We start from the raw sequence: 24,571 nt of genomic DNA, 5'->3' as shown, positions 1-24,571 counted from the left end.
GCTGTGCACGGGGACTGGCCGTGCGCAGCAGTCACGAGCCGGTCAGTCCAGCGGACGTGCGCCGAGGTGGTCCGAAAGCAGCTTGCGGGCGATCTGCTCCGGGTCCTCCTCGGCGGGCGGCGGCGGAGGCGGCGGGACCGGGCTCGAGTCCTCGGAGTAGATGTCGTCGTCCTCGTCCGTGGGTTCGGGCGGGAGCGGGATGTCCGGTTCGCTCGTGGTGACGCGCGGGCGGCTCGGGGCCTCCGGCGCGGGTTTCGGCGGCGGGGGCGCGGCGGCCGCCGGGGCCTGCGCGGACGCGGACGGACGCGTGAACGACCGTTCCGGAGCCGGTGCGGCCGGTTGCTGCCGGGGCGCCTGCCGCGCCGGAGCGGCGGCCGCGGCCGCGCCGTGCACGCAGCGGACCTGCCATTCGCCGCCGAGCACCTCGCTCAGCCCGGCCGCGATCTTGCTCGCGTTGCCCTGGTCGCTCAGGCGCCGGGCGAGCGGTTCGGACTTGTGCGTCAGCGTGACCGCCGAACCGTCGACTTCGGCGACCGTCGCCTGCGTGAGCATGGCTTCGAGCGCGCGCCCGCCGGTGAACTTCCGCAGCGACGCCAGCAGTTGCGGCCACTTCTCGCGCACCTTGGCCGCGTCGATCCCGCCCGCGGCCGGGGCTTCCGCGGCGGCAGGCGCTTCCGGGGCGGGAGCGGGGGCAGGCGGTTCAGCAGGAGCCGGACGGCTCACCTCCGGCCGAGCCGGACGCGCTGGTTCCTCCGCCGCCGGACGGGCCGGTGCGGCGGGAGCTTCCTGCACCGGACGTGCGGGGGAAGCTTCCTGCGCCGGACGCTGCGAAGGGCGCTGGAACCGAGCCGGAGCCTCCGCCGGAGCAGCGGATGCGGCCGGAGCAGCGACCGGAGCGGGACCAGCGTGCGGAGCCGGAGCGGGCGCACCGGCCGGACGCCGCTCGAGCTTTTCGATCCGCGCCAGCAAGGCTTTCTCCGCCTCGGTGACCGACGGCAGCAGCATCCGCGCGCAGAGCAGTTCGAGCACGAGCCGCGGCGACGTCGCGCCGCGCATCTCCAGGAGTCCACTGTGGACGATGTCGGCATAGCGGGACAGCGTGGCCGGGCCGAGCTTCTCGGCCTGCTCGGTCATCCGCTTCAGCTCGTCGTCCGGTGCGTTGACCAGGCCGCGTTCGCCCGCTTCCGGGACCGCGCGCATCAGCAGCAGGTCGCGCAGGCGGTCGAGCAGGTCGGTGGCGAAGCGGCGCGGGTCGTGCCCGGCGTCGGCGAGTTTCTCGACGGTGCCGAACACTTCGGCCGGGTCGTCGTTCGCGAGCCCGTCGATCACCGCGTCGATCAGCGCGGTGTCCGTGACGCCCAGCAGCGCCACCGCCCGCGGGTACGTGACGCCTTCCGGACCGGCCCCGGCGAGCAGCTGGTCCAGCACCGACTGCGTATCGCGAGCCGAACCCCCTCCGGCGCGGATCACCAGCGGGTACACCGCCGGTTCGACCGTCGCGCCCTCGGCGGCGACGTTGCGCTCCAGCAGCTCCCGCATCGAACTCGGCGGGATCAGCCGGAACGGGTAGTGGTGCGTGCGCGAGCGGATGGTGGTGAGCACCTTGTCCGGCTCGGTGGTGGCGAAGATGAAGATCAGGTGCTCAGGCGGTTCTTCGACGATCTTCAGCAGCGCGTTGAAGCCCTGCGTGGTGACCATGTGCGCCTCGTCGATGATGAACACGCGATAGCGCGATTCGGCGGGCGCGTAGAACGCCTTGTCCCGCAGGTCGCGGGCGTCGTCCACACCGCCGTGGCTGGCCGCGTCGAGTTCGGTGACGTCGACGCTGCCCGGGCCTTCCGGCGCGAGCGCGCGGCACGAGTTGCACTCGCCGCACGGATCCGGCGTCGGGCCCTTGGCGCAGTTGAGCGAGCGCGCCATGATCCGCGCGCTCGACGTCTTGCCGCAGCCGCGTGGCCCGGAGAACAGGTACGCGTGGTTGATGCGCCCGGCGGCCAGCGCCGTGCGCAGCGGTTCGGTCACATGCTCCTGGCCGACGACCTCGGCGAAGGTCGCCGGACGGTACTTCCGGTACAGCGCGAGAGCCACGTGCCCGAGACTACAGTGAGCACGGTGAGCCCCTCCCGTTCCGGTCGCGGCCGTGCGCCGAGCGGCCCGCGGCCGGGCACGTACCCGGTGCGGTTCGGGACCGCCGAGCTGCTGCGCGACGCCGATCGGCCCAACGCGTGGATGCTTTCGGTGGGCGGGGTGGCGCAGTCCTACGTCGATCTGGACGATCCGACGAATCTGGAGTTCGACTACGTGCGCCGGCTCGGCGACCTGGTCGACTTCCTTCCGCCCGGCCCGCTCGACGCGCTGCACGTCGGCGGCGCGGGCTGCTCCCTGCCGCGCTACGTCGCCGCGACGCGCCCAGGTTCGCGGCAGCTGGTCTTCGACGCCGACGAACCGCTGATCGACCTGGTCCGCGAACAGCTTGACCTGCGCAGCGTCCCGAAACTGCGGGTGCGGATCGAGGACGGTCGCGCGGGCGTGCGCAGCCGGCCCGACGCGACGGCGGACCTGATCGTGCTCGACGCCTTCGAACGCGCGACGCTGGCGAGCGGCTTGGCGACCGTCGAGTTCGTGACCGACGTGGCCCGCGTGCTGCGCCCGGGCGCGACGATGCTGGCGAACATCTCCGACGGCCCTGGCCTGCCGTTCGCGCGCCGGTTCCTCGCGACGCTGGCGGAGGTGTTCCCGCACGTCGTCCTGCTGGCCGAACCCAGCGTGCTGCGCGGGCGCCGGTTCGGGAATCTCGTGCTGGCCGCTTCCCGGCTCGAACTGCCGACGGCGGAGCTGACCCGGCGCGCGGCGTCCTCGCCGTATCCAGCGCGGGTGGTGCACGGCGCTGAGCTGCGGCAGCTTCGCGGAAAGGCCGCGCCGGTGTTTGACGCGGAAGCGCTGCCCTCGCCGACACCGCCGGACGACGTGCTCGGCCTGTTTTAAGGCATACTGCGCCGTCTGCTGCTCATTCGCCGACAGTCACGGCGGGGAGGGTTGCAGCGAGCAGATCGGCTGCGGTCCGTGCCCGCCTGCTTTTCGCCGAATCAGCATAAAAAGCGGGTTCCCCCCGTACCCGCCAGAGCCCGCTTATCCTTGCTGCCTTCCGGCCCTGGGGAAGTTCACAGGGTGGACGCCACGGGGGGTCCCCGCAGACGACTATAGCGGACTCGGTTGCCGCGCCCGCGCCCCCTCGGCCACCCCCGCCGCGACCAGGTCGAGCACCTCGCGCACGGACGCCGGGTCGCGGGCGTCGAACGGGTGCACCGGGACGCCGTCGCGCACGGTCAGCGCCCAGCGCACGTCGTGCAGCGGCCGGGTGAGCAGGCCGTCGAAGCAGTTCACCCCGACCACGAAGGGCAGCCGCATGCCCTCGACCGCGTCGAGCACCGGGTAGGCGTCCGCGATCCGCCGCGGGTCGACCACCACGAGCGCGGCGTCCGCGCCCCGCACGAGGTCCGGCCAGCGGAACCAGAACCGGGCCTGTCCCGGCGCGCCGAACAGGTACCGCCGCCGCTCGCCCTCGCCGAGCCTGCCGAAGTCGAGCGCCGCGGTGGTGGCGCCGGCGTCGGTGCGCACCGGCGCGATCTCCGAAACGGCGTGCACCGCCGTCGTTTTCCCGGCTCCGGCCGGGCCAAGCACGAGGATCTTCACGGGTCAGGCGAACGCGGTGTTCTTCAGCTCCTCGACCAGCGCGGGGGTGAGGACTTCGGACGCGCGGTTGGCGAACATCGCCATCTCGTAGGCGATCGTGCCGAGGCTGGCCTGCTTGTTGGCCAGCACGCCGAGCGAGCAGCCGATGCTGATGGTGCAGACCACCAGGTAGCCGCGTTCCAGTTCGACCACGACCTTGTCCGGATCGCCGAGCGGATGGCTTTCGGACACGCTCTGGGCCAGCGCGAGCATCGCCGAGCAGGTCGCCGCGAGCCGGTCGGCGTCCGCCCGGTCGAGGTCCTGCGAGGCGGCGATCAACAGCCCGTCCGCGGACACCGCGAGCGCGGCGATCGCGCCGGCGGTGTGCAGTGCGAAGCGGTTGACCAGCCAGTTGAAGTTCTGCGCGGCGGCGGGAACGGTCATGATCCTCCTTGATCGGCCTGGCGAGCGGTGACTTGCTGTGCTTTGGCGACGCCGTCGGAAAACGAGTCGAAGGTGGCCCGCTCGGCGGCCGGATCGCGCAGTTCGCGGCGCGGCAACGGGGTGCGGACGAGCTGCGGGAGTTTCAGCCCGGGAGCCAATTGGGCGCCGGGGACGCGGCGGAACACTCCGTCGCGGGATTCCGGTGGCACCACGGTGAACTGATGCGTCGGGGACGGGTCAGCGGCACCCTCAGTGTCCTTTGTGGACGGCTCAGGCTCTTCGGGTTCGTCGGGGAGTTCCAGCGTTCCGGTGAGCGAGGCGAATTCCGGCTCCGCCTCCGGCCACTCCGGATCCTCTTCCGGTTTCGCTTCGTCGGCTTCGGGCTCCGGCTGGTCGGCGAACCACCGGAATCCGGGCGGGGTCGGCGTGGACAGCGCGGCGATCGCGGGCGCGGGCAGCAGCACCGGCCGCGGGTCGGGCACCTGTCCCGGTTCGAAAAGCCCTGGCCCGCGCCGGAAATCGACGTCGCGGGTGAACAACGCCTGCGGCACCGAAACCATCGCCGTCACCCCACCGTCCGAAGTGGACTCCAATTGGACGCGCAGCGAATGCCGCCGCGCGAGCCGCCCGACCACGGCCAGGCCGAGTTGCTGCCCGGACGCCGCGTCGACCGGTTCGGCGAGCCGGTGGTTCTCCTGCGCCAGCCGTTCCGGCGACAGCCCGACGCCGTGGTCGGCGATGCGCACCAGCAGATCGCCGGAGGGCTGGAACTCGGTCGAGATCTCCACCAGGGACTCCGGCGGCGAGAACGCGGCCGCGTTTTCCAGCAGTTCGGCGAACAGCAGCACGAGGTCGATGCCCAGCGACGGCGCGAGCAGCGCCTCCGCCGGTTCGCCGATCCGGATGCGGGATTCGTCGTCGATTTCCGCGGCGGCCGAGCGCAGCGCGGTGGCCAGTTCGATCGGACCGCCGACCCGCGTTTCGTCCCGGTTTCCCGTCACTACCAGGAGATCGTCGGCGGTGCGGCGCAGCCGAAGGGCGGCGTGCCCCACGCGACGCAGACCGGCGAGCAATACCGGATCGTCGGTGCCGCGCGTCAATTCCTCCACCGTGGTGCGCTGGCCAGCGACCAGGTTCTGCGTGCGCTTGGCCGCTCCGACCAGCAGCTGGAGCGCGGCGCGGCGGGCATTCGCCTGTTCTGTCACGGCTTCGACCGCGGTGCCTCGGAGCCGGTTGAACGTGTCGGCCAACTCAGCGAGTTCGCCACCGGTCCCGGCCTCGAGCGCGGGCAGCAACGGTTGCGGCGGACCCGACGCCGGCTCCGCGGCCTGAACCAATTCAGGGCCGGCCAGGTCGGCGGTCGAGCGGGCCTGCCCGCTCAGCCGCCGCAGCGGCCGGACGACCGATCGCGCGGCCAGCACGGACAGCGCAGCGATTAGTCCGAAAAGGACAATCGCGGCACCGCCGACGAGATAAGCCGTCCGGGTCGCGCTGGACGCTTTCGCGGAGGCGGTATCGGCGATCGCGCCGGCGATCCGGGCTTCCACCGCGCCGCGCTGCTCGGCGAGCTGAGTACCGGCAGTGACCACATCGGACACAAACTGCCGGTCCTGCCGCGGCGCGGCGGCCAGCCGGTCGAGCTGCTGGGCAGTCGCCCCGGTTTCCATCGCGGAGACCTGTGCCGCGTCCTGCTTCCCGGCCAGCCGGTCGAACTCTTCTTCGTAAACCGCAGCGCGCTGACCTGCGCGATCGGCTCCGGCGGACGCGATCAGCGCGGTCGCCCTGGCCGCTCGCTGCTCGTCCGCGCGGAGCAGTGCGTCGAGGGCCCGGACCCCAGCATCGTCCGAAGTGGCCAGTCCGAGTGCGTCGATCAGCCCACCGGAGATGGAATCGTAGCCAGAGGCAACATCAGCTACGGAAATCTGTCGATTGAGCGCGTTCTGCCGCAGTTTCGACAGTTCGCCGCCGGGGCCGACCAGGCTGTCCGCGACGCCGTGCGCGGTGCCGTCCACCATCTGCTGCTGCCGGACGAGCGCGGTGTTGGTGGCCGAGGGGTCCGCGACAAAAGCGGCCGTGAGCAGGCCTTCCCGCTGCAACTGCCCCACCAGGGAGCCCACCTGCCGCGCCCGGGCCGCGGTGTCCGAAGTGGTCGCGGCCTTCGACGCGGCGGTGACCTGGGTGAGCACGAGCGGGACCGCCGCCGCTGCGGCCAGGATCAGCGGAGCCACGACCAGCACAGTCACTCGCGCCTGCACAGTGCGGATCCCGAGGCGGTCAAGCAGCCGCGCAGCGGATTCCGGCGACCGGGCCGAGCCGTCGCGCATCCACGTCACCTTCCGTTCCCGAGGAGTCCCGGCGAGACCGAGGCGTGAAGTGCACCGAACGGGGACACCCGCAGGACGCTACTACTCTCGGTAGTACTCGTCGCGGTACGCACATGGTCGGACACCCCACGTCTGCGCAGAGCTTAGCGAGATCGGCAAGAGCTAGACAATGCCCTCTTGCCCCGTGTCGCGCCCTGCCACGCTGGGGTTTTCCCGGCGAGTGGCACCCGAGGCGGCCCGGAAGAGGAGAATGACCGATATGCGCATCGCACCCTCTGCCGCCGACGTCGCCACTGCCCACCTCCGCCTCCGACCACACGTCCGGTGGACGCCGCTGTTACGCACCGAAATCGATGGTCGTCCGCTCGTCCTCAAGCTGGAGCACCTCCAGCGGTCCGGTTCGTTCAAGCTGCGCGGCGCGGTAAACGCCCTGCTCAACGGCCCTGAACCGAAGCGAGTGGTCACCGCGTCGGGCGGCAACCACGGTCTCGGCGTCGCGACCGCCGCGCAGGCGCTGGGGGTTCCCGCTGTCGTCTACGTGCCGGAGACCGTGCCCGAGGCGAAGGCTGCCGGCATCGAAGCAGCCGGTGCGAAGCTCATCCGGCACGGCGCGACATATGGCGAAGCCGCGGCAGCCGCGTTGGCGGTCGCCGACGAACCCGGCACCCGCTACCTGCACGCGTACGACGACGCCGACGTGATCGCCGGGCAAGGAACCGCGACCGCGGAAATTGTCGCCGACGCACCGGACGTGGACGCCATCGTCGTCGCAGTGGGCGGTGGCGGACTGGCCTCCGGCGCGACGCTGGCCGCGGACGGCCGTCAGGTGTTCGCCGTGGAGCCGGAGCACTGCCAGGCACTGCACGCCGCCCTCGCCGCGGGCGAACCGGTGGACGTCACCATCGACTCGGTCGCCGCCTCGGCACTCGGCGCGACCCGCGTCGGCGAGCTGGCGTTCGGCATCCTCAACTCGCCAAGCGTCACTTCAGTGCTGGTGTCCGATGCCGAAATCCTCGCCGCGCGCGAACTGCTGTGGCGCGAGTTCCGGCTCGTCGTCGAGCCCGCCGCCGCGGCTCCGCTGGCCGCCTGGCTGGCTGGGCGCGTCCCGGCCGAGCTGCCGTGTTTTGTCTTGTGCGGAGCCAATACCTCGGTCACCTTCGCGTGAGGTCGTCGCGCCGCTCGACCCGGGCGGCGCACCGCTCACGATTGCGGGAAGGAAGCCACGAACTCGGTACGCCCCGGCTGGCTGGTGACCATCACGCGCCCGGAATGCGCGGCCACGACCGCGGCGACGATCGCCAGCCCCAGCCCGGTGCTCCCGGCGGCACGCGACCGCGAATTGTCGCCCCGGGCGAACCGCTCGAACACCTCGGGCAGGATTTCCGGCGGAATGCCCGGCCCGTCGTCCACAACGGACAAAGTCGCCCATCCGTCCTTAGTGGACAGCGCGGTGGTCACCGTGGTCCCCGCGGGCGTATGCGTGCGCGCGTTGCCGAGAAGATTCAGCACCACCTGGTGCAACTGCCCGGAATCGCCGAGCACCGAGATCGGCTCGCCGGGAAGTTCCAGCAACCACTTGTGTTCCGGGCCGGCGACGTGCGAATCGGCGACCGCGTCCGCGACCAGCCGGGACAAATCGACCGGCTCGGGCACCACCGGACGCCCGGAGTCGAGCCGGGCGAGCAGCAGCAGGTCTTCCACGAGCGTCGTCATCCGCGCCGATTCGGATTCCACCCGGCTCATCGCGAACGCGATGTCCGGCGGCACCTGTTCGCCGCTGCGCCGGGTCAATTCGGCGTAACCGCGGATCGCGGCGAGCGGCGTGCGCAGTTCGTGGCTCGCGTCCGCGACGAACTGCCGCACCCGGCTTTCGCTCGCGTGCCGAGCGGCGAGCGCTTCGGCGATGTGGCCCAGCATCCGGTTGATCGCCGATCCGACCTTGCCGACCTCGGTCCTCGGGTCAGTGTCCACTTCGGGCACTCTCTCGGACAGCGCGACCTCGCCGCGGTCCAGCGGCAGTTCGGACACCCGGGAAGCGGTGGCGGCGAGCCGGTCCAGCGGGGCCATCGTCCGCCGGATCGTGACCGCGCCGGCGAACCCGGCGACGAGAATGCCGCAGAGCGCGACGCCGCCGAAAATGAATCCCAGCCGCCACAACGTTTCCGAGACCCGGTTCATCGGCAGTCCGATCACGGTGAACTCGCCGCGCGGCGAATACGTCGCGACCACGCGGTATTTCTTGAGGCTTCCGGGAAGCTCGACGGTGCGGCTCTGTCCGTTCGGCGCGAGCACGAGCAGGATCCGGTCCTGGTCCGGTGTCAGCGGGACGAGCCCGAACGGGCCGATCACCTGCCCGTTGACCACGCCGTCGTGCACGACCAGGCTGAGCGTCCCCTCGGGCTGGCCGAGCACGCGAAGCGGGTCCGGCGGCAGTTTTCCGGGACCGTTGATGGGCGGACGCGGCACGCCGTGCCGGAACCCGCGGTCGCTCGCCGCCGCCAGCTGTCCGTCGAGCTGCCCGACGAGGAAACTGTTCAACGCCAGTTCGGTGACCACGCCGACCACCACGCAGACCAGCGCGAGCAGCGCCGCCAGCTGCACGATCAGCCTGCGGCGCAAGGACCACGGACGGCGGCGCTCAGCCCGCGGCGGGTTTGAGGACATACCCGGCGCCGCGCATGGTGTGGATCATCGGTTCCCGATCGGCGTCGATTTTCTTGCGGAGATAGGAAATGTACAGCTCGACGATATTGGCCTGGCCGCCGAAATCGTAGCTCCACACCCGGTCGAGGATCTGCGCTTTCGACAGCACGCGGCGCGGATTGCGCATCAGGTACCGCAGCAGTTCGAACTCGGTCGCGGTCAGCGGCACCAGATCGCCGCCGCGGTGCACCTCGCGGCTGTCCTCGTCCAGCGTGAGATCGCCGACCACGAGCTGCGACCCGGTCGCCCCGGAAACGCCGCCCGCCCGGCGCAGCAGCGCGCGCAGCCGCAGCGCCACTTCCTCCAGGCTGAACGGTTTGGTCACGTAATCGTCGCCGCCCGCGGTGAGCCCGGCGATCCGGTCCTCCACCGCGTCTTTCGCGGTGAGGAAAAGAACCGGCAGATACGGCGTTTCGGCGCGCATCCGGCGCAGCACCTCGAGCCCGTCGAAATCGGGCAGCATCACGTCGAGCACCACGGCGTCCGGCCGGAAATCGCGGCCGACGCGCACCGCCTCGGCCCCGGTGCCCGCGCTGCGCACCTCCCAGCCCTCCATCCGCAGGGCCATGGACACGAGTTCGGCCAGCGTCGACTCGTCGTCGACGACCAGCACACGGACCGGGCTGCCGTCCGCGCGGCGCAGTTCGGCCTTGCCCCGGCCGGCAGACGCGGCGTTCACACTGCTCATGGTGCCATCTTCGGATTCCGTCTTCAGGCCGAGCTGAGTACTGGCTGTGCGTTTCCTGTGCGGCGTTTCCCCGAACGGGGCGCACAGGTGTCCCCCACGTCCGGCACAGCCTCCGCACAGCGGCCGCCCCGACGCTCGGAGGACCAGCCCGAACGTTCCGGAGGAGACCATGACGACCGATCCAGCACAGGGCGCGACCTGGGGAGAGCAGCCCGCTCCGGCATCCGGCGGCCCGCGCACCACGTGGTCGGGCCGGAAAACCGCGCTCGCGGCGGGTGTCGCGGCCGTGCTCGCGGTGGGCGGCGGACTGGCGATCTGGGCGGGCACCAGCGGCAACGACGCGTCCGCGCAGCAAGGTCCGGGCGGATTCGGCGGCCCAGACGGACCCGGTGGTTTCGCCGGCCGCGGCATGGGCGGAATCGCCGCGCTGCGCGACGCGCTGCACGGCGACTTCGTGGTGCCGGACGCGGCCGGCGGGTACGTGACCGAACGCCTGCAGACCGGGACGATCACCGAACTCAGCGCCACGTCGGTGACCCTGACCAGCAAGGACGGCTACCAGCAGACCTACACGCTGGATTCGGCCACGGTGAAAACCGGTTCGCCGAAGTCCGGCGACAACGTCACCGTGGTCGCGAAGGTCCAGGGCACTACGGCCACCGCGACCTCGCTCGGCGAAGCACAGCAGCTCGGAAACGGACAACCTCGCCGCCGCGGGTAACTCGGGACGAAGGGAACCTTGAGAGACTTCCTCGAGGTTCCCTTCCCGAGCGAGGAGATGGTCGTGAAGCGGTGGATCACGCTGGCGTGCGGGGTCGTGCTGGTGCTCGTCGGCGCGGTGTGGGTGCTGCAGGGCGTCGGCGTGCTGACCGGCAGTTTCATGACCGGACAGAAACTGTGGTTCCTGATCGGACTGGTCGCGTTCCTGGTCGGCGTGGTCCTCGTCGCGGCCACCGCGGTCCGGAAGCGCTGACTCACCGGGTGAAGACCTCGAACACCGGGTAGCCCGGCGCGATTTCCAGCAGCTTTTCCTCCGGCGCCTTCGCGTCCACGCCCTCGAAGAACGCGCCGACCTCGAACGCCCAGCGCTTGAGATACGAGCGCAGGATGGCGGGTTTCTCGTCGTCGGACAGCTCGCGATAGCGGAAAGTCTCGGTGCGCCGCCCAACGGTCAGCTGGCCTTCGCCCGCCGCGCGCAGGTTCCGCACCCACTGGGTTTCGCCGCGCGCGGCCACCAGGTACTGCTTGCCCTCGAACGGCAGCAGGTTCACCGGCACCTCGCGCAGTTCGCCGGACTTGCGGCCGCGAACGCCCAGCACCCGGCTGCCCCACACGCTCAGGCCGCGCTTGGTGAGCCAGCGGACGCAGCCGTTGAACGCCGCGGACGCCTTGCCCGGTTCGAGGTAACGAGTGCTGGTCATGGGGTTCTCCTCCAGTTTACGAGAGCGGTGCTCTCTGTTGTGAACAGTGAACACCTCAAGCGGTCTCGCGTCAAGAGCACTGCTCTCGGTTTTGCGCAGCGCTCTATTCCGAGGCACACTGATCGCATGACTGCCGCACCCCGGACCGCCCGCGAGCGGGTCCGCGCCGAGCTGACCCGCGAGATCAAGGACGAGGCCCGCCGCCAGCTCGCCGAGGTCGGCGCGCACGGACTTTCCCTGCGTGCGGTCGCCCGTGAGCTGGGGATGGTCTCGTCGGCGCTGTACCGCTACTTCCCGAGCCGCGATCACCTGCTCACCGCGCTGATCGTCGACGCGTACAACGCCGTCGGCGAGGCCGCCGAACAGGCCGACCCGCACACCGGCGACCCGCGCGAACGCTGGCGGGCCATCTGGCGCGCGACCCGCGAATGGGCCCGCGCGCACCCGCACGAGTACTCGCTCATCTACGGCTCGCCGATCCCCGGTTACCAAGCTCCGCAAGACACCGTCGGCCCCGCCGGACGGGTGGCGTTCGCGCTGGTCGCGGTGCTGCGCGACGGCAACCCGCACGAACCCGCCGTCACCGCGCCGATGTCGGACGAACTGCGCGCGCAAGCCGGCGAGCTCGCCAAGATCCTGGACATCGACGCGCCGGCCGAGGTCGTCATGCGCGCCATCGCCGCCTGGACCCAGCTGTTCGGTGCGCTCAACTTCGAGCTGTTCGGCCAGTACGTCGGCAGCGTCGACCCGGCGGACGCGTACTTCGAGCACCTCATCGGGCAGATGGCGGACTTCGTCGGTCTGTAGTCCGGGGTAAGTTCGCCGTGGCGCCAACGCGAAAGGTGGGTTCGACGTGACGGGATGGGCCGGACGGGTCGGCAGGATCCGGGTGATCGGCACCGGGGTGATGGGACGCGGCATCGTCCAGCTCGCCGCGACCGGCGGAGTCACCGTGGAACTCGCGGACGCACAGCCGGAAGCGGTGACCGCGGCGATCGACCACGTCGGCGCGATGGTCGACCGGCTGGTCGCCAAGGAGAAGCTGACCGAGGAGGCCGGCCGCGCGGCGAAGGAAAACCTCGTCCCGGTCGACGGCCCGCTCGCCCCCGCCGAGGGGGTCGACCTGGTGATCGAAGCCGTCCGCGAAGACCTGGAAACGAAGCAAACCCTCTTCGCCGGCCTCGAGAAGGTCTGTGGTCCGGACACCATCTTCGCGACCAACACCAGCTCGCTGTCCGTCACCGAAATCGCCGCCGGACTCGCCGATCCCACGCGAATGATCGGCTTGCACTTCTTCAACCCAGTCCCGCTGATGCGACTGGTCGAGGTCGTCCCCGGCGCCCGCACCGCCGATTGGCTTCCCGGCGAAGCCCTCGAACTCGTCCGCGGCTGGGGCCACGAACCCGTGCTGGCGAAGGACGCCCCCGGATTTCTCGTCAATCACGCCGGCCGCGGCCTGAACACCGAAGCCCTGCAGATTCTTTCGGAATCCCTCGCCGCCCCCGCCGAAATCGACCGCATCGCACGCGACGTACTCGGCCTCAAACTGGGCCCGTTCGAGCTGCTGGATCTGACCGGCCTGGACGTCTCGCACGCGGTACTGGAAAGCATCTGGAGCGGCTTCCACGCCGAACCACGCCTGCGCCCGTCGTGGCTCACCCGCCCGCGTGTCGCCGCCGGACTCTTCGGCCGCAAAACCGGCGAAGGTTTTTACCGTTATGTCGACGGAAAACAGGAACTCCCGCCCGAGCCCGCAGCACCGCCGGCCCCCACCACACCGGTCTACGCGGCCGACGAACGACTGGCCCGCCTCCTCTCCGCAGCAGGCGTGGACGTAGTCCAAGACGCCTACCCCGACACGGTTCTCCTGGTCACCCTGCGCGGAGAGTCCACTGTGGAGGCCGCGCGGCAACTGGAACTGCCCGCCTCACGCGTCGTCGGAATCGACGCCCTAGGCTACGAATCGCGCTTCACGATGTCCGTCCACCCAGGACTGGACCCCCACTATGGCCGTGCTGCCTGGGGTGCCCTGGCCGCCACGGGAACCCCAGTAACGGCAGTCCGAGACGGTGCCGCCCCCATCGCCCAACGCTTGCTGGCCTCCATCATCAACACGGCCTGCTACCTAGCCGACCAGGGCCTGGCCGCCCCCGCCGACATCGACACCGCAGTCCGCCTAGGCCTGGGCTACCCTCGCGGCCCCCTGGAATGGGGCGACCGGGTCGGACCAGAAAAAGTCCTCCGAATCCTGAACGGCCTGCACCGAGCCACCGGCGACCCCCGCTACCGCCCCAGCAACTGGCTGACGGAACGCGTCGCACTGGGCTTGCCACTCGCCTCCATCGGCACCCGCCCGGCTGACCTGGCCTGACTTTCTGTCGGTGGTGCGCGGTAGCTTTTTGCATGACTGCCGTTCACCGCCCCTAAAACCGCACCGCTGCACCCAAACAGCGAGGCACCCAGCCCCTCCCCCACACCCCGATACGAAGCCGCCCTGCGGTTCGGGGGTGCTTGTCAAGGCATCTTTCCCGCCTTGACAAGCACACCCGAACCGTCAGCACAATTGGCTTTCGGGGTGCCCCACGCAACCACTCCGGGCGCAATGTCGCCGCCAGGCGACGAGCCGCCCACGAGCACCTCACCACCGATAATCCGCCACACCCCCATTCCGATAAACAACAAACCCACCCCGAAAATCACTACGAGCACCCCCGCCAATCGGATACTCATCCGACACAGGCAACCCCAAATACCCTCTCTCCCACCCCAACGCAGCCCACCGCTTCCGAATCTCCCCCTGCACCATATGCGCCCCAGTCCCCGCACTCCAATAAACCGACCCACCACCGCCAAAGTGGTTATACCGAGCACCCCCACCAGGAGTAGCGGTCTCATCGGTCACGGGATACCCAAGCCCCCGCTCCCACCCCAACGAGGCCCACTTGTCCCGAATAGCCCCACCAATCTGATGCGCCCCAGTACCCGGCGTCCAATACACCGACCCGCCCGTAAAGTGGTTATACCGCCCAACCCGATCCGGCGTCACAGACTCATCGGTAGTCGGATACCCAACCCCCCGCTCCCACCCCAGCGAAGCCCACTTGTCCCGAATAGCCCCACCAACCTGATGCGCCCCACCAGCAGGAGTCCAATACACCGACCCACCCGTGAAATGGTTGTACCGCCCAACCCCGTCCGGAGTCCCGGACTCGTCAGTGACCGGATACCCAACCCCGCGCTCCCACCCGAGCGCAGCCCACTTGACCCGGATCTGCCCCTGCACCGAATGCGCCCCAGTACCCGGAGTCCAATAAACAGAAGCGGCTTGACTCCCCGGCGTACCCATCAAATGGTTGTACCGCCCCACCCCATCCGGAGTCGGAGTCTCATCGGTAACCGGCGGCCCATAAACCCGATGCCCGCCAATCGCGAGATACCGAGCCAAAATCTGCCCGCCGATCTCCCGCACCCCAGTAGCCGCGGACCAGTACAACCGCCCGTTCGCATAAGCCCGGTACCGCACCAGCCCGTCCACCACCTCGGGCCCCGTTGGCGCACCAAGCAAACTCCGCAACCCAGGCTCACCCGCATACCGCTGATCAATCGCAGTAACGTAATTAGCAGTAAGCGTCAGGTCACCAGCACCAACGGTGATCGACCACGAAGAGGTGGCCGGACCACCCTGCCACCCAGCGAACTTGGAAACCCCGTCAGTCCCCACCAACGCCGCGGTCACATCAAACGTGGCCCCCTCAGTGACCATCGCACTGCTGACACCCCCTTCGCTGGGAATACTCAACGCGGCAGGCTGCGTCCCCACCAACGTCAACCGATGCTGGCGCGGGTAAGCGACATAGGTCTTACTAGCCTGCACCCCAGCACTATCGGTAACCGTCGCGGTGAACTCCATCCGCGAGTCCGTGTGCTCAGTAAACGGCACCGTCAACGACGGCCCAGTCGAACTATCCCCAGGATGCACATGGCAGGCCCCAAGATCCGGACAGTGCCGAATCATCGACGTCCACGTAACAGGAAGCCCGCCATCCTCCACATCACTAGCCGTGGCCGACAACGAAACCGGCTCACCCACCGCAAAAGCCTTGTCCGGCGCGGACAACGTCAACACCGGCGAGTGATTACCCGGCGCGACAACAACCTTCGCAGTCCCGACCCCGCCCAGCGGATCCGACACCGTCACCGTCGCGGTGAACGAAGCCCCCTCGCCATACTGATGACTGACCTGAACCCCAGCACCCGTAGCACCGTCCCCGAAGTCCCACGAATACGTCAGCGCATCCCCGTCAGCATCAGTAGAACCGCTGGCATCAAAGGAAACCGTCCGACTGTCCGGATCCGTAGCTGAAGCAGCCTTCGCCGCCGGAGGAGCATTGTTCGTCGAGTAACTCAACCGCCGCAACACCCCGGCGTTGAGATCACTGAAGACGATGTCCCCGTTGGGCGCAGCGGAAATCCGAGTAACCCCACCAACATTCTGGAACGGCGCCGGACTCGAAGGCGCCTGCGTGAGCTTGCCCTGCGCGTCATACCGCAGCGTCCAGATCTTCTGCCCCGCGTAGTCCCCGAAGAAATACGCACCCTGGTAAGCCGCCGGATAGGTCGTGCCCCCATACACAATCCCGCCGGTAACGCTGTTGCCTTGCGCCGGACCAGTCCCGTGCTGGTAGTCCCACAACGGCGGCGTGTTCACCGCCGAAGCACAGCGCGCGTCAGTCGAATAGCCCGGCGTCAGGTGGTTCCCCTCATAGCAAGGCCAAGCGAGATTCGCGCCAGGCTGCACGACATCCAGCTCTTCCCACGTGTACCAGCCGACGTCGCCGACCACCGGCAGCCCGCTCTTCGGATCGAGGCTGAACCGGAACGGGTTGCGGAATCCACTCGCGAACACCTTGCTACGAGCGGAATCCGGCGCGGCAGCGTTGTAGTACGGATTGCTCGGCACGCCCTTGCCGTCCGCGGTGAGGTGCAGGATCTTGCCGAACGGCGAGTCGAGGTCCTGTGCGGCGAAGGCGACCGGGTTGGTCTTGCCCGCGTCGCCGTTGTCGCCGACGGAGTACCAGAGCGTGCCGTCCGGTGCGGGATAAACCGTGTCGAGGCCGTGGATGTAATACGGGCTGCCGGGCAGGTCGAAAATCACCTGCTCTCCGGTCAGTCCGGACGGATGCCCAGCACCGTCGAGCTGCACGGTGAACTTGGCGGCGCGCAGCGTGTACTGACCGTTGCCCAGCGACACCGAACGGTTCAGGTAGATCTGGTGCGAGGTGGCGTAGTCCGGCGCGAGCGCGATGCTCGTCAAGCCCATGTCGCCCTGCGTTTCGACCGAGAAGGTCGCGATCTGCTCCGGTGCGCCGCCGCCCGCGGCCGGTACCCAGTTGACGACGCCGGACTTGCCGAGGGCCAGCACGCTGTCGTCGGGCATCCAGGCGAAATCGGTGAACTCGTACTGCCCGAGCCCGGTGGGCAGGTCCCGCAAGACAAACCCCGGCGGCAGCGCCGGAGTATCGGCTGCTGCCACCGGGGCGGTGACCACGGTGGGGACTGCGACGACTGTGCTGGCCACGAATGCGGCCACCAGCAGGGAACGGAGCTTGTGCCAGGCCATCCAGGCCCCCTTTCTCAGCGATCGGTAATCGCTCAAAAGGGGGAGTAAGTTGCCTCGATCGGGTGATATTTACTCGACCGTGACGCGCTGAGTCACGCCACGACCTGGACCACGTCACCGATGTGCAGCGTGGTGAAGAACCGCAGCGACGACGCCGCCGACAGGTGGATGCAGCCGTGCGAGTACACCTTCAGGCTGCCGGTGTGGAACGCGTCGCCCGGGTAGAAGAAGACCGAGTTCGGCATCGGCGCGTTGTCGAACTGCTTGCTCAGGTGCAGCTTTTCCTTGGACAGCACGTGGAACGTACCGGTCGGGGTCGCGTGCCCCTTGCGTCCGGGCAGCATCGAGACGGGGCCGTAGATCACCTTGCCGTCCTGCAGGAGCCAGGCGCGGTGCGCGGAAATGTCGACACAGGCGCTGGTGCCGGAAGCGGCGGCGGCCGCCGCGCACGGGACGTCGGCGTCGCTCGGCTCCGGGTCCGCCTTCGGCTTGGGCGTGGGCTTCGGCGTCGGTTTCGGAGTCGGCTTCGCGCTGGTGCTCTCCGGGCTGCTGCTGGTCGCCGGGGCAAAACTGCTGGTCGGCGCACTCGAGGACGAGCTGGACACGCTCGCCGCCGCGGGCACTGCCCCGCCGCCGGACGCCGACCCGGCCGTGCCCCCGGAGCAGGCCACGAGCCCGAAAGCCGCGGCCAGCGCCGCCATCCCCACCAGAACCCTCTTCACGATCCGGTACCCCCGCGTTCGGTCGGGTCGCATTCGGCAGGACCCGTATCACCCGAATAGACGACCACCACCCCTTCGTGGTTGCTCGGCAATGGTCACGATCCGGCGTCTCCACCCGAGGGTTGAACCGCGAATCCACCCGGCCCCAGTCCGTGCGCCGACGAAAAGCGCATCGATCCCGGCGAGGCTGGGAGCACGCCGGGCCTCCTCCCGGCACCCGCCGCCGGCCGGGCGAAGCCGACCACCTCCCCGAAGGAGCACCGTGAACCTCGGCCCGCTCACCATCGTTCTGTACGTCGCGATCGCGGCGCTCGTCCTCTACCGGGTCGTCTACCGCCAGTGGCGCGGCACGCTGCTCAGCCGCAAGCGCTTGCTGACGCTCCCGTTCATCCTGACCGCGATCGGCGTGTTCTCCGCCGCCACCGCGTTGCAAAGCGCGACCGCGACGGACTACGCGCTGCTGGCTGGCGACGTCGTGGTCCTCGGGCTGCTGGGCGTCGTCCGTAGCTCGTCGTCGGTACTCAGTGCTCGCGAAGGCACGACGTTCGTGAAGGGCACTCCGCTCACGTTGGTGCTGTGGTTCGCCACTATCGGTGTACGCGTCGCCTTCTCCTTCATCGGAGCCGCGCTCGGCGTCAGCAACACCGTGGCCTCTTCGACGATCATGCTCACGATCGGCATCAGCATCGGCGTACAGAACGCCTGCACCTACTACCGCATCCAGAAGCTCGGCCTGCCGCTCTCGGAGCAGACGCCGACGAGCATCAACGCTGGCCGCTAAGCCCCACCATGCGCGCGTACATCCGCGAAGGACTCAACGCCGTTGCCGGGTGCAGGAACCCCGGCAACGGCGGCAAGTCCCGCGCGAAGGGCACTAGATGCGCGTACAGGACTTCCGCCGCAGACGGTCGCATCGAAGGATCCTTCGCAAGCGTCGCGGCGAGAAGCGCATTCAGCTCCCGAGGTACGCCGGGAACGACCGGCGCTGGTTCCTTCACCTGCTTGTCGAAGACGGCGTACGCGGTCGGCCCGGTGAAGACCGGACGGCCGGTGAGCATCTCGTGCAGTACACAACCGAGCGCGTACAGATCGCTTCGCGGCTCTGCCTGCCCACGCTGAATCTGCTCCGGAGCCATGTACGACGGTGTGCCCAGCAGCTGTCCCGCACGCGTGAAGCGAGCAGTGTCGGCTTCGCGCAACACAGCGAGCCCGAAGTCCATCACCTTGACGCTGCCGTCCGGGCAGAGCATGAGGTTGGCCGGCTTGAGGTCACGGTGACAGACCGCGCGCGCGTGCGCCGCCGACAGCACCGCGGCCGCCTGCGCCGCTATCGCCGCCGCCCACGGCACCGGCAGCGGGCCGTGCTCGGCGAGCAGATCGTCCAGCGCCACGCCTTCGACGAACTGCATGACCTGGAACAACCGGTCGTCGTGCGTGCCGAAGTCGTACAGCGTGGGCGCGCCGGGATGGTCGAGCGTGGCGAGAATCCGCGCTTCGCGCGCGAAGCGTTCTTCAAGCTCTTCGTCGCCGCCGGGAAGCCGAAGCAGCTTGATCGCGACTTGCCGGCCGAGCCGCCGGTCGAACCCACGGTGCACCGAACCCATGCCGCCTCGGCCGAGCGGCAGATCGTCGACCTCGTAGCGGTCCGCGATCAGCATGGGCCCCCTCACAGCGCTCACCCGCCACCGGGCTTCAGCCGTCCTTCGGCGAGTGCGGCAAAGCCTAGCCGCACCAGGTCGCGGCCGATTTCCGCGGTTTGCCGCAAGGCCCGGTCGAAGTCCGCGAGCGCGCGGAACGCGACGCCGTACGCACGCTGCGTTTCGAGCGGATGCCGCGGCACCTTGAGCCGGCGCGCGTCGATCCGGGTCGACGCGCTGTGCACCGGGAAGTCCGCGGCGCGCAGGCATCCGGCGAGGAACTGCGCGTCGAGCAGCTCCGGATCCACGCGATAACGGGAAAGCGCGGGTCCGAGCCGCACCGGCGCTCCACTGTGGACGATCACCGCGCCGGTGACCGACGCGACCACGTCGCCATCGTGGGCGAACACCGCCGCCGGATCGGCCGCGGCGTGCCCGGTCGGCGGACCGCCGATCAGGACGTCGTCGGTGGTCAGCACGGGTTCGTCGCCGTCGGCGGTACGCGGCGGCGCGTGCGTGATCCGCAGCGCGCCCGCCTTCACCAGCTCGCCGACGGTCGTGTGCGCCGCTTCGCCGGACGCCAGTTCCAGCTTGGGCAGCTCGATCCCGATCTGGCCGAAAATCCGTTGCGCGGCCAGGAAAGCCTCGCCCGAATCGCTCTTGCCAGGCCGGCCCGAGGGGGTCAGGTCGACGTCGTCGTCGAGCACGTCAATGATGCGTCCGCCGGTGTCCGGATCGGCCAAAAAGGCCTGCCACACCTGCTCGACGTTCTCCGCGGTGGTGTCGGCGATCAGCACGGTAGCCGGTGCGCGCTGCTCCGGCTCCGGTCGCGTGAGCAGCCAGAGATCGGTGCCTGGCGCGAGCGTGCACACCGCGCGCAACGCGCCCGCACGCAGCAAATTGGCCCGGATGCGCTTCCCGCTCCGCCGTCCGGCCGCCGCGCCCGGCATCAAAACCGCCACCGCGCCACCGGGTTTCACGTGCGCGAGGCAGTGCTGCACCCACGCCAGCTCCGACTCGCCACGCGGCGGCAAGCCGTACTCCCACCGCGCGTCGCCGACGAGTTCCTCGTGCCCCCAGCCCCGCTCGTTGAACGGCGGGTCGCACAGCACGACGTCCGCCAGCCGTCCGGCGAAAGCGTCCGCGCGCAACGCATCCGAGGCGTGCACCTCGGTGTCCGCGCCGTGCAGCCGCAGCCGGATCGCGGCGATCCGCGCGGTGTCCGGGTCGACGTCCTGCCCGCGCGCCCGGGTCGCCGCGGCGGCCAGCAGCAGCGACCCGAATCCGCACGCCGGGTCGAGCACCGTGGCTCCCTTCGCACCGGTCAGCCGCACCATGAGGTCGGCGTACGCGGTCGGCGTCGTGGAGAGCCGACGCGCGTGTGCTTCGAAGAACCGGTCGCAGAGCTGCTCGAACGTCTCCGCCGCGCCTTCGTCCGAGGCGAGCTGGGAGATCAGCGCCAGCAGCTGCGGATCGTCCGGCCCCGCGGCGTCGTCCGCGAGATACTCGCCGACCGACGCCAGCCGCGCGCCAAGGTCGAGGTCATCGCCGAGCGCGCGCAGCCGTTGCCACGCTTCGTCGATCGGCGCCAGCTCGAACGGACGACCGCGCCCGCGCAGCCACGCCTGCACTTCCGGCAGCGAAAACAACGGGCTGGATGCCGTGCCGCCTACCGGCTTGGGAAAATCGTCATGGCGCCGCCGCCAGTTGCTCACCGCCGCCCGGCGCACGCCCGCCAAGCGCGCGATGTCGGCCGCACTCACCGCCGCGTCGTCTGCCATGTCGAGCACGATAGCCGACGACAGCGGTTTCCATCGTTTTGCTTGTTAACTCAGTCAACCAATGGTTTCATGGGGGCATGGCCACCGAGCAGACCCGGTTCACCCTGCGCTACTCAGCGGGATCGGACCAAGGGCGACGACGCCCCAACAACGAGGACTCCGTGTACGCCAGCGGGCGGATGCTCGTGGTGGCGGACGGGATCGGCGGCCAGCCGCACGGAGAGGTGGCCAGCTCGACCGCGGTCAGCGTGCTGGCCTCGCTGGACGCGGAGCTGCGCACCCTGGACCTGACGGCGCACAACCTGTCGAACCTGCTCGCCGACGGCGTCCGCCGGGTCGGCGAACAGCTCGCGCAGGTGGCCGAGGAAACCCCCGCGACCCACGGCATGGGCACCACGCTGACCACCCTGCTGTTCGACGGCACCCACTTCGCCGCGGCCCACGTCGGCGACTCCCGCGGCTATCTCCTGCGAGACGGCGAACTGCAGCGCATCACCCGCGACCACACCCTGGCCCAGGCCCTGGTCGAAGACGGCACGATCAGCGCCGCCGACGCCGACGGCCACCCGCGCGGCTCAATGCTGATGAAGGCCCTCCTGAGCACCGGATCGGCCGAACCGGACGTCTGGGAATTCACCCCGCAAGCAGGCGACCGCTACCTGCTCTGCTCGGACGGCCTCACCGCGGGCGCCAGCGAACCGGCCATCCAGGACGTCCTTTCCCAAGGCACCCCAGAGGAAACCGTCCCGAGGCTCATCGCTCTGGCCAACGAGGGCGGCGGCCCGGACAACATCACCATCGTGGTCGCCGACGTCGTCCCGGCCTGAACGCGTACCCGCAGGTCGGACCACCTGCGGAAGGCGAAAGGGCCTTCCGGTATTCTTCCCCACGGAGGATTGGCCGAGCGGCCTAAGGCGCACGCTTGGAAAGCGTGTTGGGTTCACGCCCTCGCAGGTTCGAATCCTGTATCCTCCGCAGCGGTAACCAGCGGAAACGCCGGTCGTCCCAGGTTTGGGGCGACCGGCGTTTCTCGTCTTGGGCTCAGTTTTAGGCTCGGCTGCCCCTGGCCGGTGACCGGCTCCTTGCCCTTGTCCGCACGCCCCTCTTCACGAGCCTGCTGACGTCGGGTTTCGTCGCGGGAAATGCAGAGCGCCGCAGCCTAGGCGGGCTTGGCGAAGGAGCCGGTTCGGCGCTTGGTCACCCCCTCACCGAACACGGACAATCACCACAGCCGCCCCAAGCATCAACCCCGCACACACCACCGCCGCCACCCCGGTTTCCGTGCTGAACGCCGCGAAAGCCGCCTCGCGCAACGCATCCCCGGGCGGGAGCTTCGCCGCCGCTTCCAAGGTCTCGGCACCCGACGGCATCGCCGCGCGGTACACGGCCGCGCCGATGCTTCCCAGCAGGGCGATTCCCATCGCGCCGCCGAATTCCGCGGACGTTTCCGCCATCGCCGACGCCATTCCGGCTCGTTCCGGGGGCGCGGCGGACAGGATCACGTCCGTCACCACCGCCGCGACTCCGGCGATGCCCAGCGACACCACGGTGAGCGCCGCGATGAAGTACGCGGCTCCGGGCAGCGGCAGTGCCAGCAGTCCGAACCCCGCCGCGGCCACGAGCAGGCCGAGCGCCAGCACCCGCGGTTTGCCGATGCGGGCGGCCAGCGTCGCGGCCACCCCGATCCCGATCGGCATCACGGCGAACGTCGGCAGCGCCCACAGCGCCGACTCCAGCGGGCTCATCCCCAGCACGACCTGCAGGTACTGCCAGGTGAAAAGGTTGAACCCGACCAGCGCGAACGTCGCCAGCAGGTCGATCAGCAACGGCACCGCGAACGCACGCGAGCGCACCAGCGCCAGGTCGATCAGCGGACGCGCCGCGGTGCGCTGGCGGCGTACGAAGGCGACGCCGGCGACGAGACCGGCGACGCAGCCCGCGATCGGCAGCCAGCCGAACCCATGCGCGGCGAACTGTTTGACGCCGTAGACGATTCCGAGCACGGACCCGATCGACAGCACCGCGCCGAGCAGGTCGAAGGGCCCCTCCGCGAGCGTCCGGTGTTCGGGCAGCAGCAGCGGGCCGAGCGCCAGCAGGAGCAGCATCACCGGCACGTTGATCAGGAACACCGAGCCCCAGTGGAAGTGCTGGAGCAGCAGGCCGCCGATGATCGGGCCCAGCACCGCGCCTCCCGCGAACCCCGCGGTCCACAGGCCGACCGCGGTCGCGCGCTGCCTGGCGTCGTGGAACATGCCGCGGATCAACGCGAGGGTGGACGGCGCGAGCGTCGCCCCGGCGATCCCGAGCAGCATCCGGGCGACGATGAGCATCGTCGGCGTGGCGGAGAAAGCGGCGAGGACCGACGCGCCGCCGAACGCCGCCGCTCCGGCCAGCAGCAAGCGGCGGCGGCCGATCCGGTCGCCGAGGGTGCCCATGGTGATGAGCAGGCCGGCCAGCAGGAACCCGTACGAGTCCATGATCCACAGCAGCTGCGAGCCGCTCGGCTCCAGATCGGCGGTCAACGACGGCATGGCCACGAACATCACCGACATGTCCATCGACGCCAGCACGCACGGCAGCAGCAAGACCGCCAGTCCGGCCCATTCCCTCGGACCCGCGGTCGAGGAGGTTGTTTCTTCCAGCATGCGTACAAAGTACGCACGCCTGCCGCCGACTTCCAAAGCCTTTTATCCAGCGGCTGACAGAGCAATTCCGGCACCGGCTAGACTTTCCGCACGGCCGTTAGTGGTGTGACGAAAAGAGGTATCGAGTGAAGTGCGGGTCCTGCGGAAAGCCCCTCGCCGCTCCGGACCGGGGCCGGCCGCGGCAGTACTGCTCAAGGGCCTGCCAGGCGAAGGCGTATCGCGCGCGCAAGGCGGAATCCGAGGAGGACCGCGGCCAGTTGACCGTCGACCGGATCGTGCGGGCGGGGATCGCGGTCGCGGACGCCGAGGGGCTCGAAGCGCTGTCGATGCGCCGGGTGGCGGCAGAACTCGGCGCGGGGACCATGGCGCTTTACCGGCACGTCGCGTCCAAGGACGACCTGGTGGCGCTGATGGTCGAGGCCGCGCTCACCGAGGTCCCGCCGCCGGAAACCCCGCCGCGCGACTGGCGGGCCGGGCTGGAGCGCGCCGCCTACCGCGACTGGGACCTCTACCACCGGCACCCGTGGATCCTGGCGAAGGTGCTGGTCACCACCCGGACCCACGACAGCCCGGCCCTCTCCGCGGACAGCGAGCACGCGTTCGCCTCCTTCGACGGCCTCGGCCTCGACCCGGCGGACGCGTTCCGGTACCTGTTCCTGTTCGCCTCGTACGTGCAAGGCGTGGCGCTCACCTACGTCAGCGACGTGGAGGCCGAACGCCGCGGCGCACCGAGGCACCGCCCGAGCTTCGACGCCTACCCGCGGCTCGGCGCCGCGATGCGGGCGATGGCCGATCCGTGGGACCTGGACGAACTGTTCGCGTCCGGGCTTTCCGGTGTCCTGGACGGGATCGCGGCCGACCTGGCCCGCAAGGGAATCCTCTGACGGCGCACAATCCCACCCCTCGGACGCTGG

General features: G+C 69.7%; 21 protein-coding genes, 1 tRNA gene and 1 other RNA gene. 10 read left to right on the top strand and 13 right to left on the bottom strand.

The genetic code is table 11. From position 1 onward, the window contains the following. Positions 1-42: 42 nt before the first annotated feature. Positions 43-2,088 (bottom strand): DNA polymerase III subunit gamma and tau, encoded by a 2,046-nt coding sequence (locus F9C11_RS09035; RefSeq protein WP_409184424.1) that lies wholly within the window; start codon positions 2,086-2,088, stop codon positions 43-45. Between the two features lie 87 nt (positions 2,089-2,175). On the opposite strand from F9C11_RS09035, the gene F9C11_RS09030 reads away from it, so the two are divergent. Then, positions 2,176-2,985, top strand: a complete 810-nt coding sequence (locus F9C11_RS09030; RefSeq protein WP_409186854.1) for a spermidine synthase — start codon at positions 2,176-2,178, stop codon at positions 2,983-2,985. Positions 2,986-3,093: 108 nt separating this feature from the next. Here the strand turns inward: F9C11_RS09030 and ffs are convergent. From ffs to F9C11_RS09010, 4 genes are all read right to left on the bottom strand, one after another. Continuing rightward, an RNA gene (gene ffs, locus F9C11_RS09025) (signal recognition particle sRNA small type) lies at positions 3,094-3,193 on the bottom strand. 5 nt (positions 3,194-3,198) lie between these two features. Continuing rightward, complete coding sequence (locus F9C11_RS09020) at positions 3,199-3,693, bottom strand: GTP-binding protein (RefSeq protein ID WP_409184423.1); 495 nt, start codon at positions 3,691-3,693, stop codon at positions 3,199-3,201. Positions 3,694-3,696: 3 nt separating this feature from the next. Beyond that, a complete protein-coding gene (locus F9C11_RS09015; protein ID WP_009084595.1) occupies positions 3,697-4,116 on the bottom strand; it encodes a roadblock/LC7 domain-containing protein in 420 nt (139 codons plus the stop codon). Continuing rightward, positions 4,113-6,440 (bottom strand): ATP-binding protein, encoded by a 2,328-nt coding sequence (locus tag F9C11_RS09010; RefSeq protein ID WP_409184422.1) that lies wholly within the window; start codon positions 6,438-6,440, stop codon positions 4,113-4,115. Before F9C11_RS09010 ends, F9C11_RS09015 begins: the two co-directional genes overlap by 4 nt. Before the next feature lie 259 nt (positions 6,441-6,699). On the opposite strand from F9C11_RS09010, the gene F9C11_RS09005 reads away from it, so the two are divergent. Next, complete coding sequence (locus F9C11_RS09005; RefSeq protein ID WP_409184421.1) at positions 6,700-7,605, top strand: serine/threonine dehydratase; 906 nt, start codon at positions 6,700-6,702, stop codon at positions 7,603-7,605. A gap of 35 nt (positions 7,606-7,640) precedes the next feature. Here the strand turns inward: F9C11_RS09005 and F9C11_RS09000 are convergent, their stop codons facing one another. Both F9C11_RS09000 and F9C11_RS08995 read right to left on the bottom strand, forming a co-directional pair. Beyond that, on the bottom strand, positions 7,641-9,104 hold the full coding sequence (locus tag F9C11_RS09000; protein ID WP_409184420.1) for a sensor histidine kinase: 1,464 nt from the start codon (positions 9,102-9,104) through the stop codon (positions 7,641-7,643). Next, complete coding sequence (locus F9C11_RS08995) at positions 9,079-9,831, bottom strand: response regulator transcription factor (protein ID WP_409184419.1); 753 nt, start codon at positions 9,829-9,831, stop codon at positions 9,079-9,081. Before F9C11_RS08995 ends, F9C11_RS09000 begins: the two co-directional genes overlap by 26 nt. Positions 9,832-10,000: 169 nt before the next feature. Between F9C11_RS08995 and F9C11_RS08990 the strand changes: the two genes are divergently transcribed. After that, complete coding sequence (locus F9C11_RS08990; RefSeq protein ID WP_409184418.1) at positions 10,001-10,552, top strand: hypothetical protein; 552 nt, start codon at positions 10,001-10,003, stop codon at positions 10,550-10,552. A 63-nt stretch (positions 10,553-10,615) separates the two neighbouring features. Next, positions 10,616-10,804 carry a hypothetical protein gene (locus F9C11_RS08985; RefSeq protein ID WP_409184417.1) on the top strand — a complete coding sequence of 63 codons (189 nt, stop codon included), beginning with the start codon at positions 10,616-10,618 and terminating at the stop codon, positions 10,802-10,804. Position 10,805: 1 nt separating this feature from the next. Here the strand turns inward: F9C11_RS08985 and F9C11_RS08980 are convergent, their stop codons facing one another. After that, positions 10,806-11,252, bottom strand: coding sequence for a nitroreductase family deazaflavin-dependent oxidoreductase (locus F9C11_RS08980; protein WP_409184416.1), 447 nt, complete (start codon positions 11,250-11,252; stop codon positions 10,806-10,808). A gap of 126 nt (positions 11,253-11,378) precedes the next feature. Here F9C11_RS08980 and F9C11_RS08975 point away from each other — a divergent pair, with 126 nt between their 5' ends. Together F9C11_RS08975 and F9C11_RS08970 are read left to right on the top strand one after the other, a co-directional pair. Further along, on the top strand, positions 11,379-12,059 hold the full coding sequence (locus tag F9C11_RS08975) for a TetR/AcrR family transcriptional regulator (protein ID WP_409184415.1): 681 nt from the start codon (positions 11,379-11,381) through the stop codon (positions 12,057-12,059). 46 nt (positions 12,060-12,105) lie between these two features. Further along, on the top strand, positions 12,106-13,623 hold the full coding sequence (locus F9C11_RS08970) for a 3-hydroxyacyl-CoA dehydrogenase (RefSeq protein WP_409184414.1): 1,518 nt from the start codon (positions 12,106-12,108) through the stop codon (positions 13,621-13,623). Between the two features lie 267 nt (positions 13,624-13,890). Here the strand turns inward: F9C11_RS08970 and F9C11_RS08965 are convergent, their stop codons facing one another. Both F9C11_RS08965 and F9C11_RS08960 read right to left on the bottom strand, forming a co-directional pair. After that, positions 13,891-16,872 carry a PQQ-dependent sugar dehydrogenase gene (locus F9C11_RS08965; protein WP_409184413.1) on the bottom strand — a complete coding sequence of 994 codons (2,982 nt, stop codon included), beginning with the start codon at positions 16,870-16,872 and terminating at the stop codon, positions 13,891-13,893. A 92-nt stretch (positions 16,873-16,964) separates the two neighbouring features. Then, positions 16,965-17,594, bottom strand: a complete 630-nt coding sequence (locus F9C11_RS08960) for a L,D-transpeptidase (RefSeq protein ID WP_409184412.1) — start codon at positions 17,592-17,594, stop codon at positions 16,965-16,967. A gap of 262 nt (positions 17,595-17,856) precedes the next feature. Between F9C11_RS08960 and F9C11_RS08955 the strand changes: the two genes are divergently transcribed. Beyond that, the gene (locus F9C11_RS08955) at positions 17,857-18,375 is read left to right on the top strand and encodes a hypothetical protein (RefSeq protein ID WP_409184411.1); all 519 of its coding nucleotides are present in this window, start codon (positions 17,857-17,859) and stop codon (positions 18,373-18,375) included. On the opposite strand, the gene F9C11_RS08950 is transcribed toward F9C11_RS08955, so the two are convergent. Beyond that, positions 18,359-19,252: a serine/threonine-protein kinase gene (locus tag F9C11_RS08950; protein ID WP_409184410.1), complete on the bottom strand. Its 894-nt coding sequence runs from the start codon at positions 19,250-19,252 to the stop codon at positions 18,359-18,361. The two genes, F9C11_RS08955 and F9C11_RS08950, sit on opposite strands and share 17 nt — an antisense overlap. 17 nt (positions 19,253-19,269) lie before the next feature. Continuing rightward, the gene (locus F9C11_RS08945; protein WP_409184409.1) at positions 19,270-21,012 is read right to left on the bottom strand and encodes a class I SAM-dependent DNA methyltransferase; all 1,743 of its coding nucleotides are present in this window, start codon (positions 21,010-21,012) and stop codon (positions 19,270-19,272) included. Between the two features lie 77 nt (positions 21,013-21,089). Between F9C11_RS08945 and F9C11_RS08940 the strand changes: the two genes are divergently transcribed. Both F9C11_RS08940 and F9C11_RS08935 read left to right on the top strand, forming a co-directional pair. Beyond that, entirely contained in the window at positions 21,090-21,839 is a 750-nt protein-coding gene (locus tag F9C11_RS08940; protein ID WP_409184408.1) for a PP2C family protein-serine/threonine phosphatase, read from the top strand. 63 nt (positions 21,840-21,902) lie between these two features. Continuing rightward, positions 21,903-21,987: transfer RNA gene (locus tag F9C11_RS08935), tRNA-Ser, on the top strand. Between the two features lie 230 nt (positions 21,988-22,217). Here the strand turns inward: F9C11_RS08935 and F9C11_RS08930 are convergent. Further along, positions 22,218-23,657 (bottom strand): MFS transporter, encoded by a 1,440-nt coding sequence (locus F9C11_RS08930; protein WP_409184407.1) that lies wholly within the window; start codon positions 23,655-23,657, stop codon positions 22,218-22,220. Positions 23,658-23,782: 125 nt separating this feature from the next. Here F9C11_RS08930 and F9C11_RS08925 point away from each other — a divergent pair, with 125 nt between their 5' ends. Then, positions 23,783-24,541 (top strand): TetR/AcrR family transcriptional regulator, encoded by a 759-nt coding sequence (locus F9C11_RS08925; RefSeq protein ID WP_409184406.1) that lies wholly within the window; start codon positions 23,783-23,785, stop codon positions 24,539-24,541. Positions 24,542-24,571: the final 30 nt, after the last annotated feature.

Source organism: Amycolatopsis sp. VS8301801F10, from assembly GCF_046195355.1.
GTDB lineage: Bacteria > Actinomycetota > Actinomycetes > Mycobacteriales > Pseudonocardiaceae > Amycolatopsis.
Note: the sequence above shows the minus strand (reverse complement) of the source record. Positions and strands in the feature narration are given on the sequence as shown.

Excerpts from the sequence above, each read along its gene's own strand:
- F9C11_RS09015 (WP_009084595.1), bottom strand. The coding sequence starts at position 4,116 with ATGACCGTTCCCGCCGCCGCGCAGAACTTCAACTGGCTGGTCAACCGC.
- F9C11_RS08975 (WP_409184415.1), top strand. The coding sequence starts at position 11,379 with ATGACTGCCGCACCCCGGACCGCCCGCGAGCGGGTCCGCGCCGAGCTG.
- F9C11_RS08945 (WP_409184409.1), bottom strand. The coding sequence starts at position 21,012 with ATGGCAGACGACGCGGCGGTGAGTGCGGCCGACATCGCGCGCTTGGCG.
- F9C11_RS08950 (WP_409184410.1), bottom strand. The coding sequence starts at position 19,252 with ATGCTGATCGCGGACCGCTACGAGGTCGACGATCTGCCGCTCGGCCGA.
- F9C11_RS08990 (WP_409184418.1), top strand. The coding sequence starts at position 10,001 with ATGACGACCGATCCAGCACAGGGCGCGACCTGGGGAGAGCAGCCCGCT.
- F9C11_RS08980 (WP_409184416.1), bottom strand. The coding sequence starts at position 11,252 with ATGACCAGCACTCGTTACCTCGAACCGGGCAAGGCGTCCGCGGCGTTC.
- F9C11_RS09005 (WP_409184421.1), top strand. The coding sequence starts at position 6,700 with ATGCGCATCGCACCCTCTGCCGCCGACGTCGCCACTGCCCACCTCCGC.
- F9C11_RS08940 (WP_409184408.1), top strand. The coding sequence starts at position 21,090 with ATGGCCACCGAGCAGACCCGGTTCACCCTGCGCTACTCAGCGGGATCG.
- F9C11_RS09000 (WP_409184420.1), bottom strand. The coding sequence starts at position 9,104 with ATGTCCTCAAACCCGCCGCGGGCTGAGCGCCGCCGTCCGTGGTCCTTG.
- F9C11_RS09010 (WP_409184422.1), bottom strand. The coding sequence starts at position 6,440 with ATGCGCGACGGCTCGGCCCGGTCGCCGGAATCCGCTGCGCGGCTGCTT.
- F9C11_RS08930 (WP_409184407.1), bottom strand. The coding sequence starts at position 23,657 with ATGCTGGAAGAAACAACCTCCTCGACCGCGGGTCCGAGGGAATGGGCC.
- F9C11_RS08995 (WP_409184419.1), bottom strand. The coding sequence starts at position 9,831 with ATGAGCAGTGTGAACGCCGCGTCTGCCGGCCGGGGCAAGGCCGAACTG.
- F9C11_RS08965 (WP_409184413.1), bottom strand. The coding sequence starts at position 16,872 with ATGGCCTGGCACAAGCTCCGTTCCCTGCTGGTGGCCGCATTCGTGGCC.